Origin of the sequence: Pseudomonas sp. So3.2b, assembly GCF_019464415.1 — a bacterium.
In the GTDB taxonomy this organism is placed as follows: Bacteria; Pseudomonadota; Gammaproteobacteria; order Pseudomonadales; family Pseudomonadaceae; genus Aquipseudomonas; species Aquipseudomonas shahriarae.
The window spans coordinates 5,394,385-5,411,721 of record NZ_CP080494.1; the positions used below are offsets into that span (position 1 = coordinate 5,394,385).

12 protein-coding genes and 1 pseudogene are annotated in these 17,337 nt (G+C 57.6%); 8 read left to right on the forward strand and 5 right to left on the reverse strand.

Annotation, left to right across the window (positions count from 1 at the left end; translation table 11 throughout):
- Positions 1–23: 23 nt before the first annotated feature.
- From zapE to K1X80_RS24295, 3 genes are all read right to left on the reverse strand, one after another.
- Complete coding sequence (gene zapE, locus K1X80_RS24285; RefSeq protein WP_057438065.1) at positions 24–1,118, reverse strand: cell division protein ZapE; 1,095 nt, start codon at positions 1,116–1,118, stop codon at positions 24–26.
- 79 nt (positions 1,119–1,197) lie between these two features.
- Positions 1,198–2,553, reverse strand: a complete 1,356-nt coding sequence (locus K1X80_RS24290) for a tryptophan--tRNA ligase (protein WP_057438063.1) — start codon at positions 2,551–2,553, stop codon at positions 1,198–1,200.
- A gap of 24 nt (positions 2,554–2,577) precedes the next feature.
- Positions 2,578–3,207: an alpha/beta hydrolase gene (locus tag K1X80_RS24295; protein WP_057438061.1), complete on the reverse strand. Its 630-nt coding sequence runs from the start codon at positions 3,205–3,207 to the stop codon at positions 2,578–2,580.
- Positions 3,208–3,354: 147 nt separating this feature from the next.
- On the opposite strand from K1X80_RS24295, the gene K1X80_RS24300 reads away from it, so the two are divergent.
- A complete protein-coding gene (locus tag K1X80_RS24300) occupies positions 3,355–3,792 on the forward strand; it encodes a YhcB family protein (protein WP_120734150.1) in 438 nt (145 codons plus the stop codon).
- Between the two features lie 198 nt (positions 3,793–3,990).
- On the opposite strand, the gene K1X80_RS24305 is transcribed toward K1X80_RS24300, so the two are convergent.
- Together K1X80_RS24305 and K1X80_RS24310 are read right to left on the reverse strand one after the other, a co-directional pair.
- Positions 3,991–4,551 (reverse strand): response regulator transcription factor, encoded by a 561-nt coding sequence (locus K1X80_RS24305; protein WP_057958431.1) that lies wholly within the window; start codon positions 4,549–4,551, stop codon positions 3,991–3,993.
- Positions 4,544–5,806 carry an ATP-binding protein gene (locus tag K1X80_RS24310; RefSeq protein WP_057958430.1) on the reverse strand — a complete coding sequence of 421 codons (1,263 nt, stop codon included), beginning with the start codon at positions 5,804–5,806 and terminating at the stop codon, positions 4,544–4,546. Before K1X80_RS24310 ends, K1X80_RS24305 begins: the two co-directional genes overlap by 8 nt.
- Before the next feature lie 207 nt (positions 5,807–6,013).
- Between K1X80_RS24310 and K1X80_RS24315 the strand changes: the two genes are divergently transcribed.
- From K1X80_RS24315 to K1X80_RS24345, 7 genes and pseudogenes are all read left to right on the forward strand, one after another.
- Positions 6,014–6,727, forward strand: a complete 714-nt coding sequence (locus K1X80_RS24315; RefSeq protein WP_057958429.1) for an SIMPL domain-containing protein — start codon at positions 6,014–6,016, stop codon at positions 6,725–6,727.
- A 465-nt stretch (positions 6,728–7,192) separates the two neighbouring features.
- Complete coding sequence (locus K1X80_RS24320; protein WP_233100767.1) at positions 7,193–9,616, forward strand: hypothetical protein; 2,424 nt, start codon at positions 7,193–7,195, stop codon at positions 9,614–9,616.
- A 57-nt stretch (positions 9,617–9,673) separates the two neighbouring features.
- Positions 9,674–10,234 (forward strand): annotated as a pseudogene (locus K1X80_RS28345) (ABC transporter substrate-binding protein); the annotation flags it as partial.
- A gap of 312 nt (positions 10,235–10,546) precedes the next feature.
- A complete protein-coding gene (locus K1X80_RS24330) occupies positions 10,547–12,172 on the forward strand; it encodes an ABC transporter substrate-binding protein (protein ID WP_057438055.1) in 1,626 nt (541 codons plus the stop codon).
- Between the two features lie 365 nt (positions 12,173–12,537).
- Positions 12,538–14,082, forward strand: coding sequence for an ABC transporter substrate-binding protein (locus K1X80_RS24335; protein WP_370694608.1), 1,545 nt, complete (start codon positions 12,538–12,540; stop codon positions 14,080–14,082).
- Positions 14,083–14,252: 170 nt separating this feature from the next.
- On the forward strand, positions 14,253–15,653 hold the full coding sequence (locus K1X80_RS24340; RefSeq protein ID WP_057958426.1) for an OprD family outer membrane porin: 1,401 nt from the start codon (positions 14,253–14,255) through the stop codon (positions 15,651–15,653).
- Positions 15,654–15,734: 81 nt separating this feature from the next.
- A complete protein-coding gene (locus K1X80_RS24345; RefSeq protein ID WP_057958425.1) occupies positions 15,735–17,330 on the forward strand; it encodes an ABC transporter substrate-binding protein in 1,596 nt (531 codons plus the stop codon).
- Positions 17,331–17,337 lie beyond the last annotated feature (7 nt).

Sequence of the window (17,337 nt, forward strand, 5' to 3'; positions counted from 1 at the left end):
CCACATTTTGGTTCGGTGTTTGCCTAAGGCTTGTGCGCCCGCGCCAGGAACTCGTGGGACTGCATTTCCAGCAAGCGGCTCAAGGTCCGTTGGAACTCGAAGTTCAAGCGACCGCCGGTGTAGAGGTCCTTGAGTTCGACTTCAGCCGAGATGATCAGCTTGACGTTACGGTCGTAGAATTCATCGACCATGTTGATAAAGCGCCGGGCGATGTCGTCGGTAGTGACGCTCATTTGCTCGACACCGCTCAAGATCACGGCATGGAAGATCTTGCCCAGTTCGATGTAGTCGTTCTGGCTGCGGGGGCCGTCGCACAGCTCGCGGAAGTCGAACCAGGCCACGTCGTCACAGGTGCGCAGGGCAATGATCTGGCGATTCTCGATCATCAACTTATCGTTTTCCACCGCCTGGGTGCATTCCGGCGTCAACGCACGGAAGCTCTTGCGCAGGCTTTCGTGGGCCGCTTCGTCGAGGGGGAAGTGGAACAACTCGGCTTGCTCGAGGTGCCGCAGGCGGTAATCGACGCCGCTGTCGACGTTGACGATATCGGTGTGCTGCTTGATCAGAGCGATGGCCGGCAGGAAACGCGCACGCTGCAGGCCGTCCTTGTACAGGCCGTCAGGCACGATGTTCGAGGTGGCGACCAGGGTCACGCCGTTCTTGAACAACTCTTCCATCAGGGTGCCGAGAATCATCGCATCGGTGATATCGGACACGAAGAACTCATCGAAACAGATAACCCGCGCTTCCTGGGAGAAACGCTTGGCGATGATGGTCAGCGGGTTTTTCTCGCCGTGCAGGGTCTTCATCTCTTCGTGCACGCGCTTCATGAAGCGGTGGAAGTGAGTGCGCGACTTCTCCTTGAACGGCAGCGCTTCGAAGAAGGTGTCGACCAGGTAAGTCTTGCCGCGACCCACACCGCCCCAGAAGTACAAGCCTTTGACCGGCGTCTGGTCTTTCTTGCCAAACAGCTTGCTGAGCATCCCCGGCTTGCTCTGGGAAGAGGCGACCAGGTCTTCGTACAGGCGCTGCAAGTGACGCACCGCCGTTTCCTGGGCAGCATCATGGAAGAAGTCGGGGCGCTTCAGATCAGCTTGATATCGTTCTAGGGGCGTCATAATTTCGTTAGCAAGGCAACAAAAACGGGCCGTCACTGTAACGACGGCCCCGGATAATGGCAATCAACCCTTGGTCGGGTCAGTCTTCGATTGGCGTCAATGCTACGCGCACGGCTTCGATGGCGGCATCCCGCGCAGCGCTATCGGCGAAGGCCGGGCTGTCGGCGATACACGCGCCGTCGAGCCACACCGTAAAGCCCAGGGCCTCACTGCGCACATCCAGCGCCTGGCCGGACTGCAACTGCTTGGTGACAGCGCCGGCCGCCTTGCCATCGGCAAAGTTGCGCGACAACAACAGCTGCTCGCCGTCAGCCGCCAGCAGGCGGAAGCGGAAGCTGCCGTCGTCTTCACGGAAGCTGACAAACCGCGCGGCCTTGACTGCCTTCTTCTTGGTGCTGGCAGCCTCGCTGGCCTGGTTGACGAACGAGCGCAGGCCCACGGCTTCCCGCAGCTCCTGCAGGAATGGACCGGCGACGGCACGGGCCTTCTTGGCGCCGACCAGCAGCAGGTCTTCCATGTCCGAAGGGCGCGCCATCAATTGATGGTAGCGCTCGCGGGCTTCGCCCAACTGGCCGTCCAGCAGTTGGAACAGGCGGTTTTTCGCCTCGCCCCAGCCCAGGCCGTCGAGCAGTTCGCTGCGCAGTTGCTGTTCCTGTTCAGGGGTGGCGAACGCCTGGTACAAGGTGAACAGGTGCGAGTTATCCGGATCCTTGGCCTCACCCGGCGCGCGGGAGTCGGTGACGATTCGCGAGATCGCGTCCTTCATGTCCTTGGCGGTGGTGAACAACGGAATGGTGTTGTCGTAGCTCTTCGACATCTTGCGCCCATCCAGGCCCGGCAAGGTGGCGACACCTTCTTCAATCACTGCCTCGGGCATGGTGAAGAACTCTTTGCCCTTGCCGAACAGGTGGTTGAAACGCTGGCCGATATCACGGGCCATTTCCACGTGCTGGATCTGGTCGCGGCCGACCGGGACCTTATGGGCATTGAACATCAGGATGTCCGCCGCCATCAGCACCGGATAGCTGTACAGGCCCATGCTGATCCCGGCATCCGGGTCTTCGCCGTTTTCCAGGTTCTTGTCCACCGAGGCCTTGTAGGCGTGGGCACGGTTGAGCAGGCCCTTGGCCGCGACGCAAGTCAGCAGCCAGGTCAGCTCGGGAATTTCCGGGATATCGGACTGACGGTAGAAGGTCACCCGGTTCACATCCAGGCCACCGGCCAGCCAGGTCGCGGCGATTTCCATACGCGAGCGCTGGATGCGCTGCGGGTCATCGCACTTGATCAGGGCGTGGTAGTCGGCCAGGAAGTAGAACGAATCGGCATTGGCATCCTGGCTGGCGAGGATCGCCGGGCGGATGGCACCGGCGTAGTTGCCCAGGTGCGGGGTGCCGGTGGTGGTGATGCCGGTGAGGATACGGGTACGAGTCGTCATGGGTAATCGCTTATCAGACTGCTATCAATTCGAAAGGCGCGGCAGCACCAGATCCTTGAGATCGGTGAGCTTGCCATGAAAAAAGTGCCCGCATTCTGCCACTTTCAGCAGCTCATGGGGGCGTTTGAGGGCGGCAGACCAGTCGTAGACCTGCTGCGGGTCGACCACTTCGTCGGTTTCCGGCTGGATCACGGTCAGCGGGCAGCCCTGTGGAAGCGGGTCCTCGTCACGCAAACGCATGACGGCCGCAGCCACCATAAACAGGTGCGCGAGTTTTTCGCCCTTGGCTTCCAGGCGCCCGCCGAGACTGGCGGCAACAAATCCACCGAACGAGAAACCCAGCAAGGTGATGGGCAGGTCCGGGTGTTTTTCACGCAGCCAGCTTACGGCGGCTTCGGCATCGTCCACTTCACCTGTGGCCATATCATGGCTACCAGCGCTGGCACCGACGCCACGGTAATTGAAACGCAAAGTAATCAAACCGGCATCGCGGGCGGTACGTTGCAGGGTCGAGACGACTTTATTGAGCATGGTCCCACCCTGCACCGGGTTAGGGTGGCAGATCAGCGCCAGGCCACGTGGCTCGGGGTGATCGAGGTACAAGGCTTCCAATTGGCCTACCGGGCCATCAATCAAAACAGGGGTTTCACGCATGAGCAAGGAATGAACTCCGTGACCTCTCAAGGGGTCGACTCGTCTAGCTAAAAGTCTGTGCATGGCATCATTGCGAGCTTAATCGCGGTATACAGCGCAGGTCCGAGCCGTTAACGTAAAGCAAAGCCGTTTATAGAGGAAGGACTCGTGGAACACTCGCTCTTAGTTTGGTTGTTGCCGACTCTTGCCCTGGTTGCCGGTGTCGCCATTGGATTCCTGGTTGCTCGCCTCCTGCCGAATGCCGCGCCTAACCGCACGCAGCGTCAGTTGGATGACATCCAGGAACGTTTTGACAGTTATCAGAACGAGGTTGTTACCCACTTCAACAGCACCGCGACCCTGGTCAAGAAGCTCACCCAGAGCTACCAGGAAGTACAGGATCACCTCGCCGATGGCGCCAACCGCCTGGCCCTGGACGATATTACCCGTCAGCGTCTGCTGGCCGCGCTGCATTCCGATGCCACGCAAGCCCCACGGGAGCGCCTGACCCCGCCACGGGAAAACCAGGAGCCGCCGCGGGACTACGCGCCAAAGGCGCCGAACGCCCCCGGCATGCTGGATGAGCATTACGGCTTGAAAAAGTAAGTCGTTTTCAAGCCATACAAAAAGCCCGGCTGATCCATGATCAGCCGGGCTTTTTGTTGGAACTGGATCGGCAGAACAATGGAGATCCAATGTGGGAGCGGGCTCGCTCGCGAAGGTGGAGTGTCAGTTGTTAAAGACTTGACTGACACTGCGCCTTCGCGAGCAAGCCCGCTCCCACACAAGCCCACTCACCGTAGTTCAGCGCCGTACCGGGCGCTTCTGCAGCTTGCGCTGCAAGGTCCGGCGGTGCATGCCCAGGGCACGGGCCGTGGCTGAGATATTGCCTTCGTGCTCGGTCAACACGCGCTGGATGTGCTCCCACTGCAGGCGGTCCACCGACATCGGGTTTTCCGGCACCAGGGTGTCGAGGTCGGCATGCTCGGAGAGCAAGGCGGCCAGCACATCATCGGCGTCCGCCGGCTTGCACAGGTAGTTGCAGGCACCGCGCTTGATCGCCTCGACAGCGGTGGCAATGCTCGAATACCCGGTGAGGATCAGCACGCGCATTTCCGGGTCCAGCTCCAGCAGCTTGGGCAGCAGCACAAGGCCCGAGTCACCGTCCATTTTCAGGTCCAGTGCCGCGTAGTCCGGCAGGTCGGCCTGGGCGATGGCCAGGCCTTCTTCGGCGGAACCTGCAGTGCTGACGCGAAACCCGCGACGGCTCATGGCTCGCGCCATTACGCGGGTAAAGGTGGCATCGTCATCTACCAGCAACAGGTGCGGCAGTTCTTCGCCTTCGACTTGGATCTCGTCACTCATCGATGTCTCCTCGTGCAGCACGGGGCAGGCGCAGCTCGGTGAGCGTGCCGCCTTCCTCATGGGGGTAAAGTTTCACCGAGCCGCCAGCACGGGTCACGCTGGCCTTGCTCAAGAACAGGCCCAGGCCGAAGCCTTTGCCCTTGGTGGTAAAGAATGGCTTGCCGATCTGCTCGGCAATCGCCAGCGGCACGCCAGCGCCGTGGTCGCGAATACTGATGGTGAGGTTTTCCCAATCCCAGTCCAACTGCACTTCCAACCCTTCCGGGCAGGCGTCGGCTGCATTGTTCAACAGGTTCAGCAACGCCTGGGTCAGGTCCGGCGGTGGCGCCATACGCGGCACTGCGCCCTGCCCCAGCAGGTGGAAACGGTAACTGGCTTCGGGACGCATCAAGTGCCAGCGGTTCAGGGCTTCGTCCAGCCACTGGGTGACGTCTTGCATATCCACCGCCAGGCGCCGGTTGGCTTCAGCGGCGCGCACCAGTTGCTGCAAGGTCTGCTTGCACTGCTTGACCTGTTCCTGCAACACGCCGAGGTCGTCTTGCAAGGCCGGGTCGTGATGGTCCTGGCGCATTTCCTTGATCAGCACGCTCATGGTTGCCAGCGGCGTGCCCAGTTCATGGGCCGCACCGGCGGCCTGGGTCGCCACGGCCAGCAGTTGCTGGTCACGCAGGCCCTCTTCACGGCGGATTGCGCGCAGTTCTTCCTGGCGCCGCAGCTCTTCGGCCATGCGCGCGGCAAAAAAGGTGATCACCGCCGCCGACAGCGCGAAGCTCAGCCACATGCCGTAGATCTGCAGGTTTTCCCGGGCAATCGGGAAGGTTTCCAGGGGATAGAACTGCGCCAGCAACAAGGTGTAAAGCGCCAGGGCAATCCCCGACAGGATCACCGAATAGCGCCACGGCAAGGTCACGGCAGCGATGGTCAGCGGTACCAGGTAATAGGAAACGAAGGGGTTGGTGGAGCCACCGGAGAAATACAGCAACACGCTGTGGATAAACAGGTCGCAGGCCAGTTGCAGCGCGTACTCCAGCTCCGTCACCGGCCAGGTGGTGCGCAGACGGATGGCCGTGAACACACACAGCACCGTGGAAAAGGCCAGGGTCACCCACAGTTGCAGCCAAGGCAGCGGCAGCAGTTCAAACCAATAGGCGAGCCCCACGGAACCGGCCTGGGCGGCCAGCACCAGGGTGCGGATAAACGTCAGGCGCCAGAGGTTCTGGCGAGTGGCGGAAGTCAGTTTTACGGGGGCGAGCATGAGCTCTCCTGATGAGCGCTCCAGGCGGATCGCAGCAAGTATAAACGAAGCGACGATACAGTCTGCGAGTCTGTGGCCCTTTGACGCAGGTCATGGCTTTATGACCGTTCGTCGGCATCGTCGCCAGATGTAGAGATTTTGTAACCCGCCGAACCCGAATCCCCCGTCTACAGTCTTACCGAACACGATCACTCTCAAGGAGCTTCCATGTCACGTTTCACTCGCAGTGCCGCCCTTATTGCCCTCAGCGTTGGCAGCATTGCCAGCCTGCCCGCGCTGGCCGCCGACCAACTGCACTACAACCAGATTTCCCTGCGGGCCGAAGTCAGCCAGGAAGTGGCCCGTGACAAGATGATCGTCACCCTCTACACCGAGTCGCAAAATACTGACCCGGCCAAGCTCGCCGCCGAAGTCACAACCATCATGAACAAGGCGCTGGGCGAAGCTCGCGAAGTAAAAGCCGTGACCCTGCGCCAGGGCAGCCGCAACAGCTATCCGATCTACGACAACAAGAACCAGAAGATCACCGGCTGGCGCGAGCGCGCCGAACTGCGTCTGGAAAGCGCGGACTTCCCCGCGCTGTCCAAGCTCACCGGCGAGCTGCTCAACACCCTGAAAATGGACAATATGGACTTCGCCATCGCCGACGCCACGCGCAAGTCCAGCGAAGACGCGTTGCTCAAGGATGCGGTCGCCGCGTTCAAGGCCCGCGCCCAACTGGCCACCGATGCACTCGGCGGCAAGGGCTACAAGATCGTCAACCTGAACTTCAATACCAACGGCTACCCAATGCCGTACGCGCGAAATGGCGGGATGATGATGAAGGCGGCAGCGATGGATTCGGCGCCGACACCTGAGGTCGAGGCCGGCACCAGCCAGGTCAGCATGAGCGCCGACGGGGTGATTGAAGTCTTGCAGTAACCTTTGCAGCCTTAGAAACGGCGCAGCCTCAACGGCTGCGCTTTTTTTTGGGCAACTTTTTCGACTATCAGCACCTACACCGCCTGAATAAAATCACTACTTACATTGCCGCTATTGAAGACCATGCAGGCAATGTTTCAGTAACGACGGCAGTAAAGCTTAAGTGCCCTCCAAACTCAAACCGCCCTGTAACAAGGTTACGGTACTTCTGCGTAAACATCTTCTTCAGCACTGTGGGGATAAGCTTAAAACCCACTCTATACGCTCAGCCCGAGTGTAACAGTGGAACTCAATGTATCCAGACAGCCACTTGATTACTGTCACCGCCACCTTAGTTAAAGGAACGTGATTCTTCGAAAATCTCTGTGCGGTACCGCTAATGCACGGTATTTAAATTCATTGCTGAGTGGCAGCACATAGATGATCGATGATTAGCCTACAACCCACTCCGTGATCGAGCCGAAAATGCGCATACAGGAACCCTCTCGACTACAATTTCCCGCCACCACTAATTCCCCATCAACAGCCAACCCCCTGGGCTCAAAAGCAGACTACCCAGAGCAAGAACCTGCGTCGAATCGCGTCTCTCGCTCAATAGCCCCCGGGGATAGATCGAGGGGCAATGTTCCGCGTAACAAGCAGTTTTATCGCGGTGGGTTTAGTGGGCATTCGCCCAATGAAGACCTTAAACCGGGTAATTACAAGGGGGTCATTTATGGCTGGAGCCTCACTCCGCCCGGGGCGAGCGCCTCCATGCAGGAACGGGAGAAACGTGTTGATGACTATGCGTATCGTGTAGAACTGAAAATCAAGAATGTGGAATCCGGTAGCGAAGGCGAAAGGAACATTAAATTCCAAGACACTCGTCAATTCATGGAGCCCGCAGGTTACTTCAGTGCTGGTTTGTTGGCAGCGGGATACGACCCGCATAAAAAAATCACGGTGACATTCAAGTCCTATGTGGGACGGGGCACTCCCGAAAACTTAAGCAACGTAGAGAAACGCACCTACTCAGCATGGGAAATTGCAGCAGGCGCACTTCAGCACGATAAAGTAGAACGAGGCGGGCCGATAAACTTTAGCTTTATGGAAATAAAGCCTGAAGACAAGCAGATGGTGAGCAACTTAGAGTCGCTGGGCAAAAAACTCCAAAACAGTTGGGAAAAAACCGTAGCCACGCCAATGCGAAACGCCTCGGGAGAATTGGCAGAAAGATCAGGCAAAGCAGACACCTATACTTTAAAGGGAACTTTAAAAAGCCTGCATAGCGATAAAAATGCATTCAAGACCTTAAGCCCTGAAGGTCAAGAAGCCATCAACCGGACACTGAATAAAAATGGGCAGGTTATCATCCCCAACATATACGGCTACCCACTGGCAGGGTATGCATTTATTCCATACACCCCCTATGATGGCAACGCTAATAACAGGCCCAACCAGGGGCTGATGGTTGATTTAAAAAATGGCACTATCAGCGAGATTCATGGTGATAAAGATTTCGCGGCCTGGGCTAAAGTCAACCGTGACAACTTAGTGCAAAGCTTTAATGCCAGAGACCGGCAAGGCGGAAAGGATGCCCATTGGCCAAGCGCAGTCGGCGTCCTCGACAACTTGATTGAAGGCGCCCCCGCCCTCTACCCCGGACGCCAGAACTTTGTGAAGGATAAGGAAGTACCGGTTTCGGAACTGTTCAATTACACCCAATCACGGGACAGTGACTATTATTTGAGGTTCGGCAACCTGAGCAATGGCATTGCTTCAGAATTTCAAAAAGAGAATGCCAAGAATGCCGTATGGTCTGACCAAACTGAAGTATTTGGATCCTCACAGCAGGGCTGGAAGAAGGCAAAGGAACTTTGGGGGAATACTTTCGGATATTTACCCGTCGTCGGCAATACGGGCAATATTGTCTTCGGAGCCCATGACAGCCTCTATGGCATGACCGCACAAGATCGCGCGGGAGGCACTAGCGCAGCGGTTATATCAGGACTGCAACTGGCACAAGAAGCTGCATTTGCCGTTGTCGGGGGGGCCGAGGTTGAGGCAGAGAAAGCAGCCATACGCTTTAACTCTTCTGCCGGCTATGATTATCAGTGGAAATATAACGCAGATACAAGCAGCTACGAATTTGAGCACCCCCCCAAGGCTAATAGCGGTACTGAGCCCTCCCCGAACCAGGTGCCCAAAGAAGGCGGTATATTAACGTCCCTCCCGTTGACCGACGCCGAAAACACCAGTATTGAAAAGCTTAAATCAATTAAAAATCTTCCAACAGGTGAAGAGCTATTTTCCACCGCCGATAGCGTCAATATACTCAGCGGAGACGCAAAGGACCTCAACCACATCAACAAAGATCTTTACACTTTTGTCGATGACTCAAAACTAGGCAAAGATTCTCGCCTGAACATTGTGGTACATGGCGGGCTCGACAAATCAACGGGAACAAGCAAAGTTTCATACAATGGAAAACTAAATACTCCACAGGAGCTACTGGACACACTACATCAACAAGGCATCCGGCCGGAAAACTTTCAAAAAGTACGCCTTCTATCTTGCTACTCCGCAAACGGTGCTGAACAGTCATTTGCCGCTGAATTCCAGAAGCTCATAAACCGCCCAGTAAAAGGTTACGAGGGAACATTAACGGCACGCCTCGCTCCAGAAGTTATTACAAAAGCCATCGGCAAAGTAGAAACCTTCTACTTAGAACACTTAAAACAGAGCAACACAAATCTGACCCCTGCGGTGAGACGAGCGGTCAGGATACAAGCCGAAGAATACGTCAACGATAATTTGGCCAAGACGTTCAACCCCACCAAGAAAAACCCACATTGGAACCCAATAAAGTGGTGGTTTTTCACTTATAAGCCCGCTCATTTCGGCGCTTAAGGACGATCTGAAGCAGTCAGCGATTTTTGCCGCCCCCGTTGGGAGAGGCTCAAAAACGCTGGCGGGCAATTGGCGCAGAGCACCCGGCCTGCGACCAAATGGTCTTATGCCCTCAACATCAAAGACTCACCGCACGATCCGGCCAAGGCCTGGGCGCTACTAAAAGAAGCAGGAGTTGCACCAGGTATCACCCCCCCATCTATAGGCGATGACGATGGGGCGCGCCTCCACTCCCAACACGCGAATGTCAGCGCAGATGGTCCGCCAGGATTGGACCAGATTCGGGATCACCGCCAATATCGTCAGCTATGAGTGAGTGAATGCATCAAACGTGCAAAAAACGGCGAGCACGATGTGATGATTTACGCCTGGACCGGCGCACCGGATTACTGGCTCGGTGTGCTCTACAGGTGTGCCGCGATCAAGGGCCGCGATTATGCAAAATGGTGTCACCCGGAGTACGGCCAACAGGTGCAGAAGGCCAGGCTCAGCAGTGACCATGACGAACCCATCAAGTGGTATTAACAGGAGCAAAAAATACCTAACAATCAAATACCTATAACGCCAATTGTGAACTCGACGGTTTTCCAGCACCTGCGCAAGGACGTCCAGGATTGAAAAATCAGCCCGTTTGGCCTGACGCCGTTCTACGGCGTAAGTCTGAATAAGTAACAGCTACGCCCCAATCGAGTGCGCCAGACACCTCGACCGAACCGATTCGGTGCGCGTCACGCACCGAAAAACACCCTCAAAAATGCAGTTTTGTGCCGAAAATTATATGAATGCGACATTCCTGTACGTTCGTACCACTCTTTGCCGCTTGTTGCCTCTCAACGTCTTGCATTGGGTATGGGGCCTGCATAAGTATCCGCAGGCCGACTCACGAGGTCGCCCTCAATTCCAAAAATGACAACAAATCATGAGGCCAACATGCTTAAACACGCAGTCATTCCGTTTTTAGTCAGCGCCGGTTTAATGGCCGCTGCACCTTTCGCCCAGGCGGCGACTAATCTGGTGTTCTGCTCCGAAGGGAGCCCGGCCGGTTTCGACCCAGGCCAGTACACTACCGGAACAGACTTCGATGCTTCGGCCGAAACCATGTTCAACCGGCTCAGCCAGTTCGAGCGCGGCGGCACCGCCGTGATTCCTGGCCTGGCCACCAAGTGGGATGTATCCGAAGACGGCCTGACCTACACCTTCCACCTGCGCGAAGGGGTCAAGTTCCACACCACGCCGTATTTCAAGCCGACTCGTGAATTCAACGCCGACGACGTGCTCTTCACCTTCAACCGGATGATCAATAAAGACGATCCGTTCCGTAAGGCCTACCCCACCGAGTTCCCGTACTTCACGGACATGGGGATGGACACCAACATCAAGAACATCGAGAAAATCGACGACCACACCGTCAAGTTCACCCTTGGCACCGTGGACGCCGCGTTTATCCAGAACCTGGCCATGAGCTTCGCCTCGGTACAGTCGGCCGAATACGCTGCCCAACTGTTGAAGGACGGCAAGCCCCAGGACATCAACCAGAAGCCGGTCGGCACTGGTCCGTTCGTGTTCAAGAGCTACCAGAAAGACTCCAACATCCGCTTCACCGGCAACAAGGATTACTGGAAGCCTGAAGACGTGAAGATCGACAACCTGATCTTCGCCATCACCACCGACCCGTCGGTGCGTGTGCAGAAACTCAAGAAGAATGAATGCCAGGTCACCCTCTTCCCGCGTCCGGCCGACCTCAAGGCCCTGGGCGAGGACAAAACCCTGAAACTGCCGCACCAGGCCGGTTTCAACCTGGGTTATATCGCCTACAACGTCATGCCAGTGCTCAAGGGCCAGACGGCCGCCAACCCCCTGGCCGACCTGCGCGTACGCCAGGCGCTGGACATGTCGGTCAACAAGCAGCAGATCATCGACTCGGTGTACCAGGGCGCAGGCCAACTGGCGGTCAACGCCATGCCGCCGACCCAATGGTCCTATGACGACACCATCAAGGACGTCCCGCACGATGTGGCCAAGGCCAAGGAACTGCTCAAGGAGGCCGGCGTCAAGGAAGGCACCGAGATCACCTTGTGGGCCATGCCGGTCCAGCGTCCGTACAACCCCAACGCCAAGCTGATGGCCGAGATGCTGCAGAACGACTGGAAGCAGATCGGCTTGAAGGTCAACATCGTCAGCTACGAGTGGGGCGAGTACATCAAGCGTTCCAAGGGCGGCGAGAACCAGGCCATGATCATCGGCTGGAGCGGTGACAATGGTGACCCGGACAACTGGCTGAACGTGCTGTTTGGCTGCGACTCCCTGGCCGGCAACAACTTCTCCAAATGGTGTGACAAGAAATTCGACGGCATCGTGAAAGAAGCCAAGGCCACATCGGACGTCGCCAAGCGCACCGAACTGTACAAGCAGGCGCAACACGTCCTCAAAGATGCAGTGCCCATGACACCTATCGCACACTCGACGGTGTATCAACCCATGCGCAACAACGTGCAGGACTTCAAGATCAGCCCATTTGGCTTGAATTCCTTCTACGGGGTAAGCGTCAGCAAGTAGTGATCTCTAGCGGCGACGTTTCATAACGTCGCCGTTATTGCATCCGCCCAGATCCTAGGAATCGAACTACCCCCGCATGGGCTGCCGTCCTACAGCAGCTAACTGCGCAGGTTACGTCCGATACCTACAAGGTCTGTCCGGTTCTGCGCATTTACCGCCCTGCCCTCGTTCCCTAACGTCGAGGTAGGCAAACGCGCAGTTCCGATACGGCATTTGCTGTGGATGGGAGCAGTGCTTTCTCCATGCCAGGTAAGGCGTGCTGATTGTTCACTGACGAAAACGATAAACATGGATTGGGGACCGTCATGCGCCATACCACCGTTCTATCCGCGATATTGGGTACCAGCCTGTTGGCCGTCGCTTCGATGGGCCAGGCTGCCGAAAAGAAAAGCCTGGTGTTCTGCTCCGAAGGCAGCCCGGCCGGGTTCGATACTGCGCAGTACACCACCGCCACCGACAACGATGCGGCCGAGCCGATCTACAACCGCCTGGTTGAGTTCGAAAAGGGTGAAACCGGCGTCGTACCAGGGCTGGCTACCAAGTGGGATATCTCGCCAGACGGCCTGACCTACACCTTCCACTTGCGCGAAGGGGTGAAGTTCCACAGCAACAAGGAATTCAAGCCGACACGGGATTTCAACGCCGATGACGTGCTGTTCACCTTCAACCGCATGCTTGACGCCAACCACCCGTTTCGCAAGGCCTACCCCACCGAGTTTCCGTACTTCAACGGGATGAGCCTGAACAAGAACATCGCCAAGGTCGAGAAAACCGACCCGCATACCGTGGTGATGACCCTGAACACGGTCGATGCCGCGTTTATCCAGAACATCGCCATGAGCTTCGCCGCGATCCTCTCGGCCGAGTACGCCGAGCAACTGCTCAAGGCCGGCAAACCCAGCGATATCAACCAGAAGCCGATCGGCACCGGGCCGTTCGTGTTCCAGCGTTACCAGAAGGATTCGCAGATCCGTTTCGCCGGCAATAAAAACTACTGGGACCCGAGCAAGGTCAAGCTCGACCAACTGATTTTCGCCATCAACACCGACGCCTCGGTACGCGTGCAGAAGCTCAAGGCCAATGAATGCCAGGTCACCCTGCATCCACGCCCCGCCGATGTCGACGCGCTCAAGGCCGACCCGAACCTGCAACTGCTGACCAAACCCGGCTTCAACCTCGGCTACATCGCCTATAACGTGCGGCACAAACCCTTCGACCAGCTCGAAGTGCGCCAGGCCCTGGACATGGCGGTGAATAAGCAGAGCATCCTCAATGCCGTGTACCAGGGCGCGGGGCAACTGGCGGTCAACGCCATGCCGCCGACCCAGTGGTCCTATGACGACAGCATCAAGGACGCCGCCTACAACCCGGAAAAAGCCAAGGAATTGCTCAAGGCGGCCGGCGTCAAGGAAGGCACCGAGATCACCCTGTGGGCCATGCCCGTCCAGCGCCCGTACAACCCCAACGCCAAGCTGATGGCCGAGATGCTGCAAAGCGACTGGGCCAAGATTGGCCTCAAGGTCAAGATCGTCAGCTATGAGTGGGGCGAGTACATCAAGCGCACCAAAAACGGCGAGCACGATGTCAGCCTGATTGGTTGGACCGGCGACAACGGTGACCCGGACAACTGGCTGGGCACCCTCTACAGCTGCGACGCCATCGGCGGGAACAACTACTCGATGTGGTGTGACCCGGCGTACGACAAGCTGATCAAGCAAGCCAAGGTCGTCACCGACCGTGAACAACGGACTGTTCTGTACAAACAGGCGCAGCAACTGCTTAAAACACAGGTGCCGATCACGCCTGTCGCCCACTCGACGGTCAACCAACCGTTAAGCACCAAGGTCGAAGGTTTCAAAGTCAGCCCCTTCGGCCGCAACGTGTTCTCGGGCGTCAGTATCACCCCATAAGAAAATAACCGGATGCGCAGAGCGAAGTGGGCTCTGCCGCAAACGTGCAGCTGTAATTCGCGAAATGTCCTACAGCAAACGTTTGCAAGTGCTTGAAGAGTTACACACCCAATAGCCGGCTCATCTAAAAAGGCCGGCATAAAAAAAAGAGAACCAAAGGAGCTCCACCCATGAAACTAAGCAGCAAAGTGCTACTGGCCATGGCCATCAGCAGCATCACCGCGACCGCTTACGCCGAACCTGCAAGCCAGGAATTCGTGCCGACCACACTGGCCGGCGCCAGCGCCCAAAGCGAAGCCAAGGGCTTTATCGAAGACTTCAGCCTCGGCGGCAGTACGCGCAACTGGTACTCCCACGAAAGCCTCTACCGGGGGGGCAGCTTCAAATACAAAGAGCACGGTGTCGTAAAGACCGACCGCAACCGTACCAACTGGGTTCAGGGCACCATCCTCAACGCAAGCTCGGGTTTCACCCAGGGCACTGTTGGTGTCAAGACCGAAGTAGCGGTGTACAACGCTCTGGTTCTGGACCGCAGCAAACGCGATATCAAGGGCGGCTCTAACCGCACCTTGGCTGACTCTGACGGCAATGCCGTAGACCAGTGGAGCAAACTGGGCCTGGCCAACGTCCAGTTCCGTGTTTCCAACACCACCCTGACTGCCGGTCGCCAGAACTTCAGCAGCCCTATCGTCGACACTATCGGCAACCGTGCCCTACCTTCGAGCTTCGAGGGTGTGAGTTTCAACAGCGAAGAATTCAACAACCTGTCGTTCCAGGGCGGTGTGTTTGATCGTGTTTCGCCACGTACCGAGCAGAGCCTGTCGAAGTTCCGTACCGAATACACATCCGATGCCAGCGTGGAGACCGACAAGGTCTACACCCTGGGCGCCAACTATCAGCCGTTCAAAAGCCTGAAGACCAGCTTCTTCGGTGCCAACGTGAAGGACTTCTGGAACCAGTACTACTTCGGTGCAACCCACGAACTGGGTGACAGCCAGCAACTGGCCCTGACCACTGGCTTCAACTACTACAAGACCGTCGACGAAGGCAAAAAGCTGATGGGGGATATCGACAACGATACCTTCTCCCTGTCCCTGGGCCTGGCGCACCAAGCCCACAGCCTGACCTTCTCCTACCAGGCGGTGAACGGTAACGAGTACTTCGACTACCTGCACGAAACCAACGGCATCTACCTGGCCAACTCCTTGACTTCGGACTTCAACGGCCCGAACGAGAAATCCTTCCAGGTCGCCTACGGCATTAACATGGCCGAATACGGCGTGCCGGGCCTGAAGTTCAACATCTACTCGGCTCGCGGCTGGGGCATTGACGGTACCCACTACACCGGCAACCGTGGGGTAGTCGGCAAGGGCTACGACGGTATCCAGAAGCAAGACGGCGAGAAACACCAGGAATACGGTGTAGGCGCCGGTTATGCGATCCAGAGCGGCCCGCTCAAGGCCACTGCTATCCGTGCGACCTACGTCGAACACCGTGGCAGCGAGTTCCAATCTGACGGCAGCGTCAAGGAATTCCGTCTGGTCACCACCATCCCATTCAACATCCTTTAATTAGCGCCAGGTAAACGGCAGGCTCAGGACGAGCCTGCCGTCTACATTTGTGTGGTTGAATCGTTTGCAGAGGGCTCTTCAATGAAAATGCTCCCGTTACAAGCCGCCATGACCGCTGCACTGCTGAGTGTGGCCCTGGGCATTTCGGCCAAGCCGCTGGTGGTCTGCACCGAAGCCAGTCCGGAAGGCTTCGACCCGGTCCTGTACACCACGGCCGTCACCGCCGATGCTGCGGCCGAAACCATGTTCAACCGCCTGGTGGACTTCAAGCCCGGCACTACTGAAATCGTGCCTGCACTCGCCAAATCGTGGGACATCAGTGAAGACGGTCTGACCTATACCTTCCACCTGCGTGATGACGTCAAGTTCCACACCACCGACTACTTCAAGCCCACGCGCAACCTGAATGCCGACGACGTGCTCTGGAGCTTCCAGCGTCAACTGGACCCGAAACATCCGTGGCACAACAAGTCCACCACCGGTTTCCCCTATTTCGAAAGCATGGGTTTCAAGGAACTGCTCAAAAGCGTCGAGAAGACCGATGACCACACCGTGGTCTTCACCCTGACCCGCCCCGAAGCCCCGTTCCTGGCCGATGTCGCGATGCCCTTCACCGCCATCCACTCCGCCGAATACGCCGACAAACTGCTGGCCGCCAACAAGACCGGCGAGCTCAACAGCAAGCCGATCGGCACCGGCCCGTTTATTTTTACCCGCTACCAGAAAGATGCCCAGGTGCGCTTCAAGGCCAACCCGGAATACTTCCGTGGCAAGCCGCCCGCCGACCCGCTGATCCTGGCCATCGCGGTGGATAACAACGTGCGCCTGCAAAAGCTCAAGGCCAATGAGTGCCAGATCGCGCTGTATCCAAAGCCTGACGACCTGCCGAGTATCAAGGCCGATCCCAACCTGAAGGTCGCGGAACTGGCGGCGATGACCACCGCCTACACCGCCATGAACACCACCCACAAGTACATGAGCGACGCGCGGGTGCGCCACGCGATCAACATCGCGTTCGACAAACAGGGCTATAACGAATCCCTGTACGGCAAAGGCAATGCCATCGACGCCACCGGCCCGTACCCGCCGACCCTGCTGGGCTTCAACGACCAGCTGAAAAACCCGCCCCGCGACCTGGACAAGGCCCGTGCCCTGCTCAAGGAAGCCGGCGTGCCGGAAGGCACCGAATTCACCCTGTTCACCCGCAACGGCGGCGGCCCGACCAACCCCAACCCGATGCTCGGCGCCCAGCGCATGCAGGCGGATCTGGCGAAGATTGGCCTGAAGGTCAATATCAGGGTCATGGAGTGGGGCGAAATGCTCAAGCGCGCCAAAGCCGGCGAACACGACATGGTCTCGGCCGGCTGGGCCGGAGACAACGGCGACCCAGACAACTTCCTCACCCCCAACCTGAGTTGCGATGCCGCTAAAAACGGCGAAAACTACGCCCGCTGGTGTAACCAAGAGTTTCAGGGCTTGATCGACAAGGCCCGCGCCGTGGCTGAACCCGCCGAACGCGCCGCACTCTATGAACAAGCGCTGGCCGTTTTCGACAAGGACCAACCATGGATCCCCATGGCCTACCCGAAAATGTTCACCGCCATGCGCAAGAACGTCGAGGGTTATACCCAAAGCCCCCTGACCAACAATAACTTCGCCACCACCCAGGTGAAGTAATAAGAGA

Bases quoted from the DNA above. Each gene is read 5' to 3' on its own strand.
- K1X80_RS24305 (WP_057958431.1), bottom strand. From the start codon at position 4,551: ATGAGTGACGAGATCCAAGTCGAAGGCGAAGAACTGCCGCACCTGTTG.
- K1X80_RS24295 (WP_057438061.1), bottom strand. From the start codon at position 3,207: ATGCGTGAAACCCCTGTTTTGATTGATGGCCCGGTAGGCCAATTGGAA.
- K1X80_RS24290 (WP_057438063.1), bottom strand. From the start codon at position 2,553: ATGACGACTCGTACCCGTATCCTCACCGGCATCACCACCACCGGCACC.
- K1X80_RS24320 (WP_233100767.1), top strand. From the start codon at position 7,193: ATGCGCATACAGGAACCCTCTCGACTACAATTTCCCGCCACCACTAAT.
- K1X80_RS24330 (WP_057438055.1), top strand. From the start codon at position 10,547: ATGCTTAAACACGCAGTCATTCCGTTTTTAGTCAGCGCCGGTTTAATG.
- K1X80_RS24310 (WP_057958430.1), bottom strand. From the start codon at position 5,806: ATGCTCGCCCCCGTAAAACTGACTTCCGCCACTCGCCAGAACCTCTGG.
- K1X80_RS24345 (WP_057958425.1), top strand. From the start codon at position 15,735: ATGAAAATGCTCCCGTTACAAGCCGCCATGACCGCTGCACTGCTGAGT.
- K1X80_RS24335 (WP_370694608.1), top strand. From the start codon at position 12,538: ATGGGCCAGGCTGCCGAAAAGAAAAGCCTGGTGTTCTGCTCCGAAGGC.
- K1X80_RS24340 (WP_057958426.1), top strand. From the start codon at position 14,253: ATGAAACTAAGCAGCAAAGTGCTACTGGCCATGGCCATCAGCAGCATC.
- zapE (WP_057438065.1), bottom strand. From the start codon at position 1,118: ATGACGCCCCTAGAACGATATCAAGCTGATCTGAAGCGCCCCGACTTC.
- K1X80_RS24315 (WP_057958429.1), top strand. From the start codon at position 6,014: ATGTCACGTTTCACTCGCAGTGCCGCCCTTATTGCCCTCAGCGTTGGC.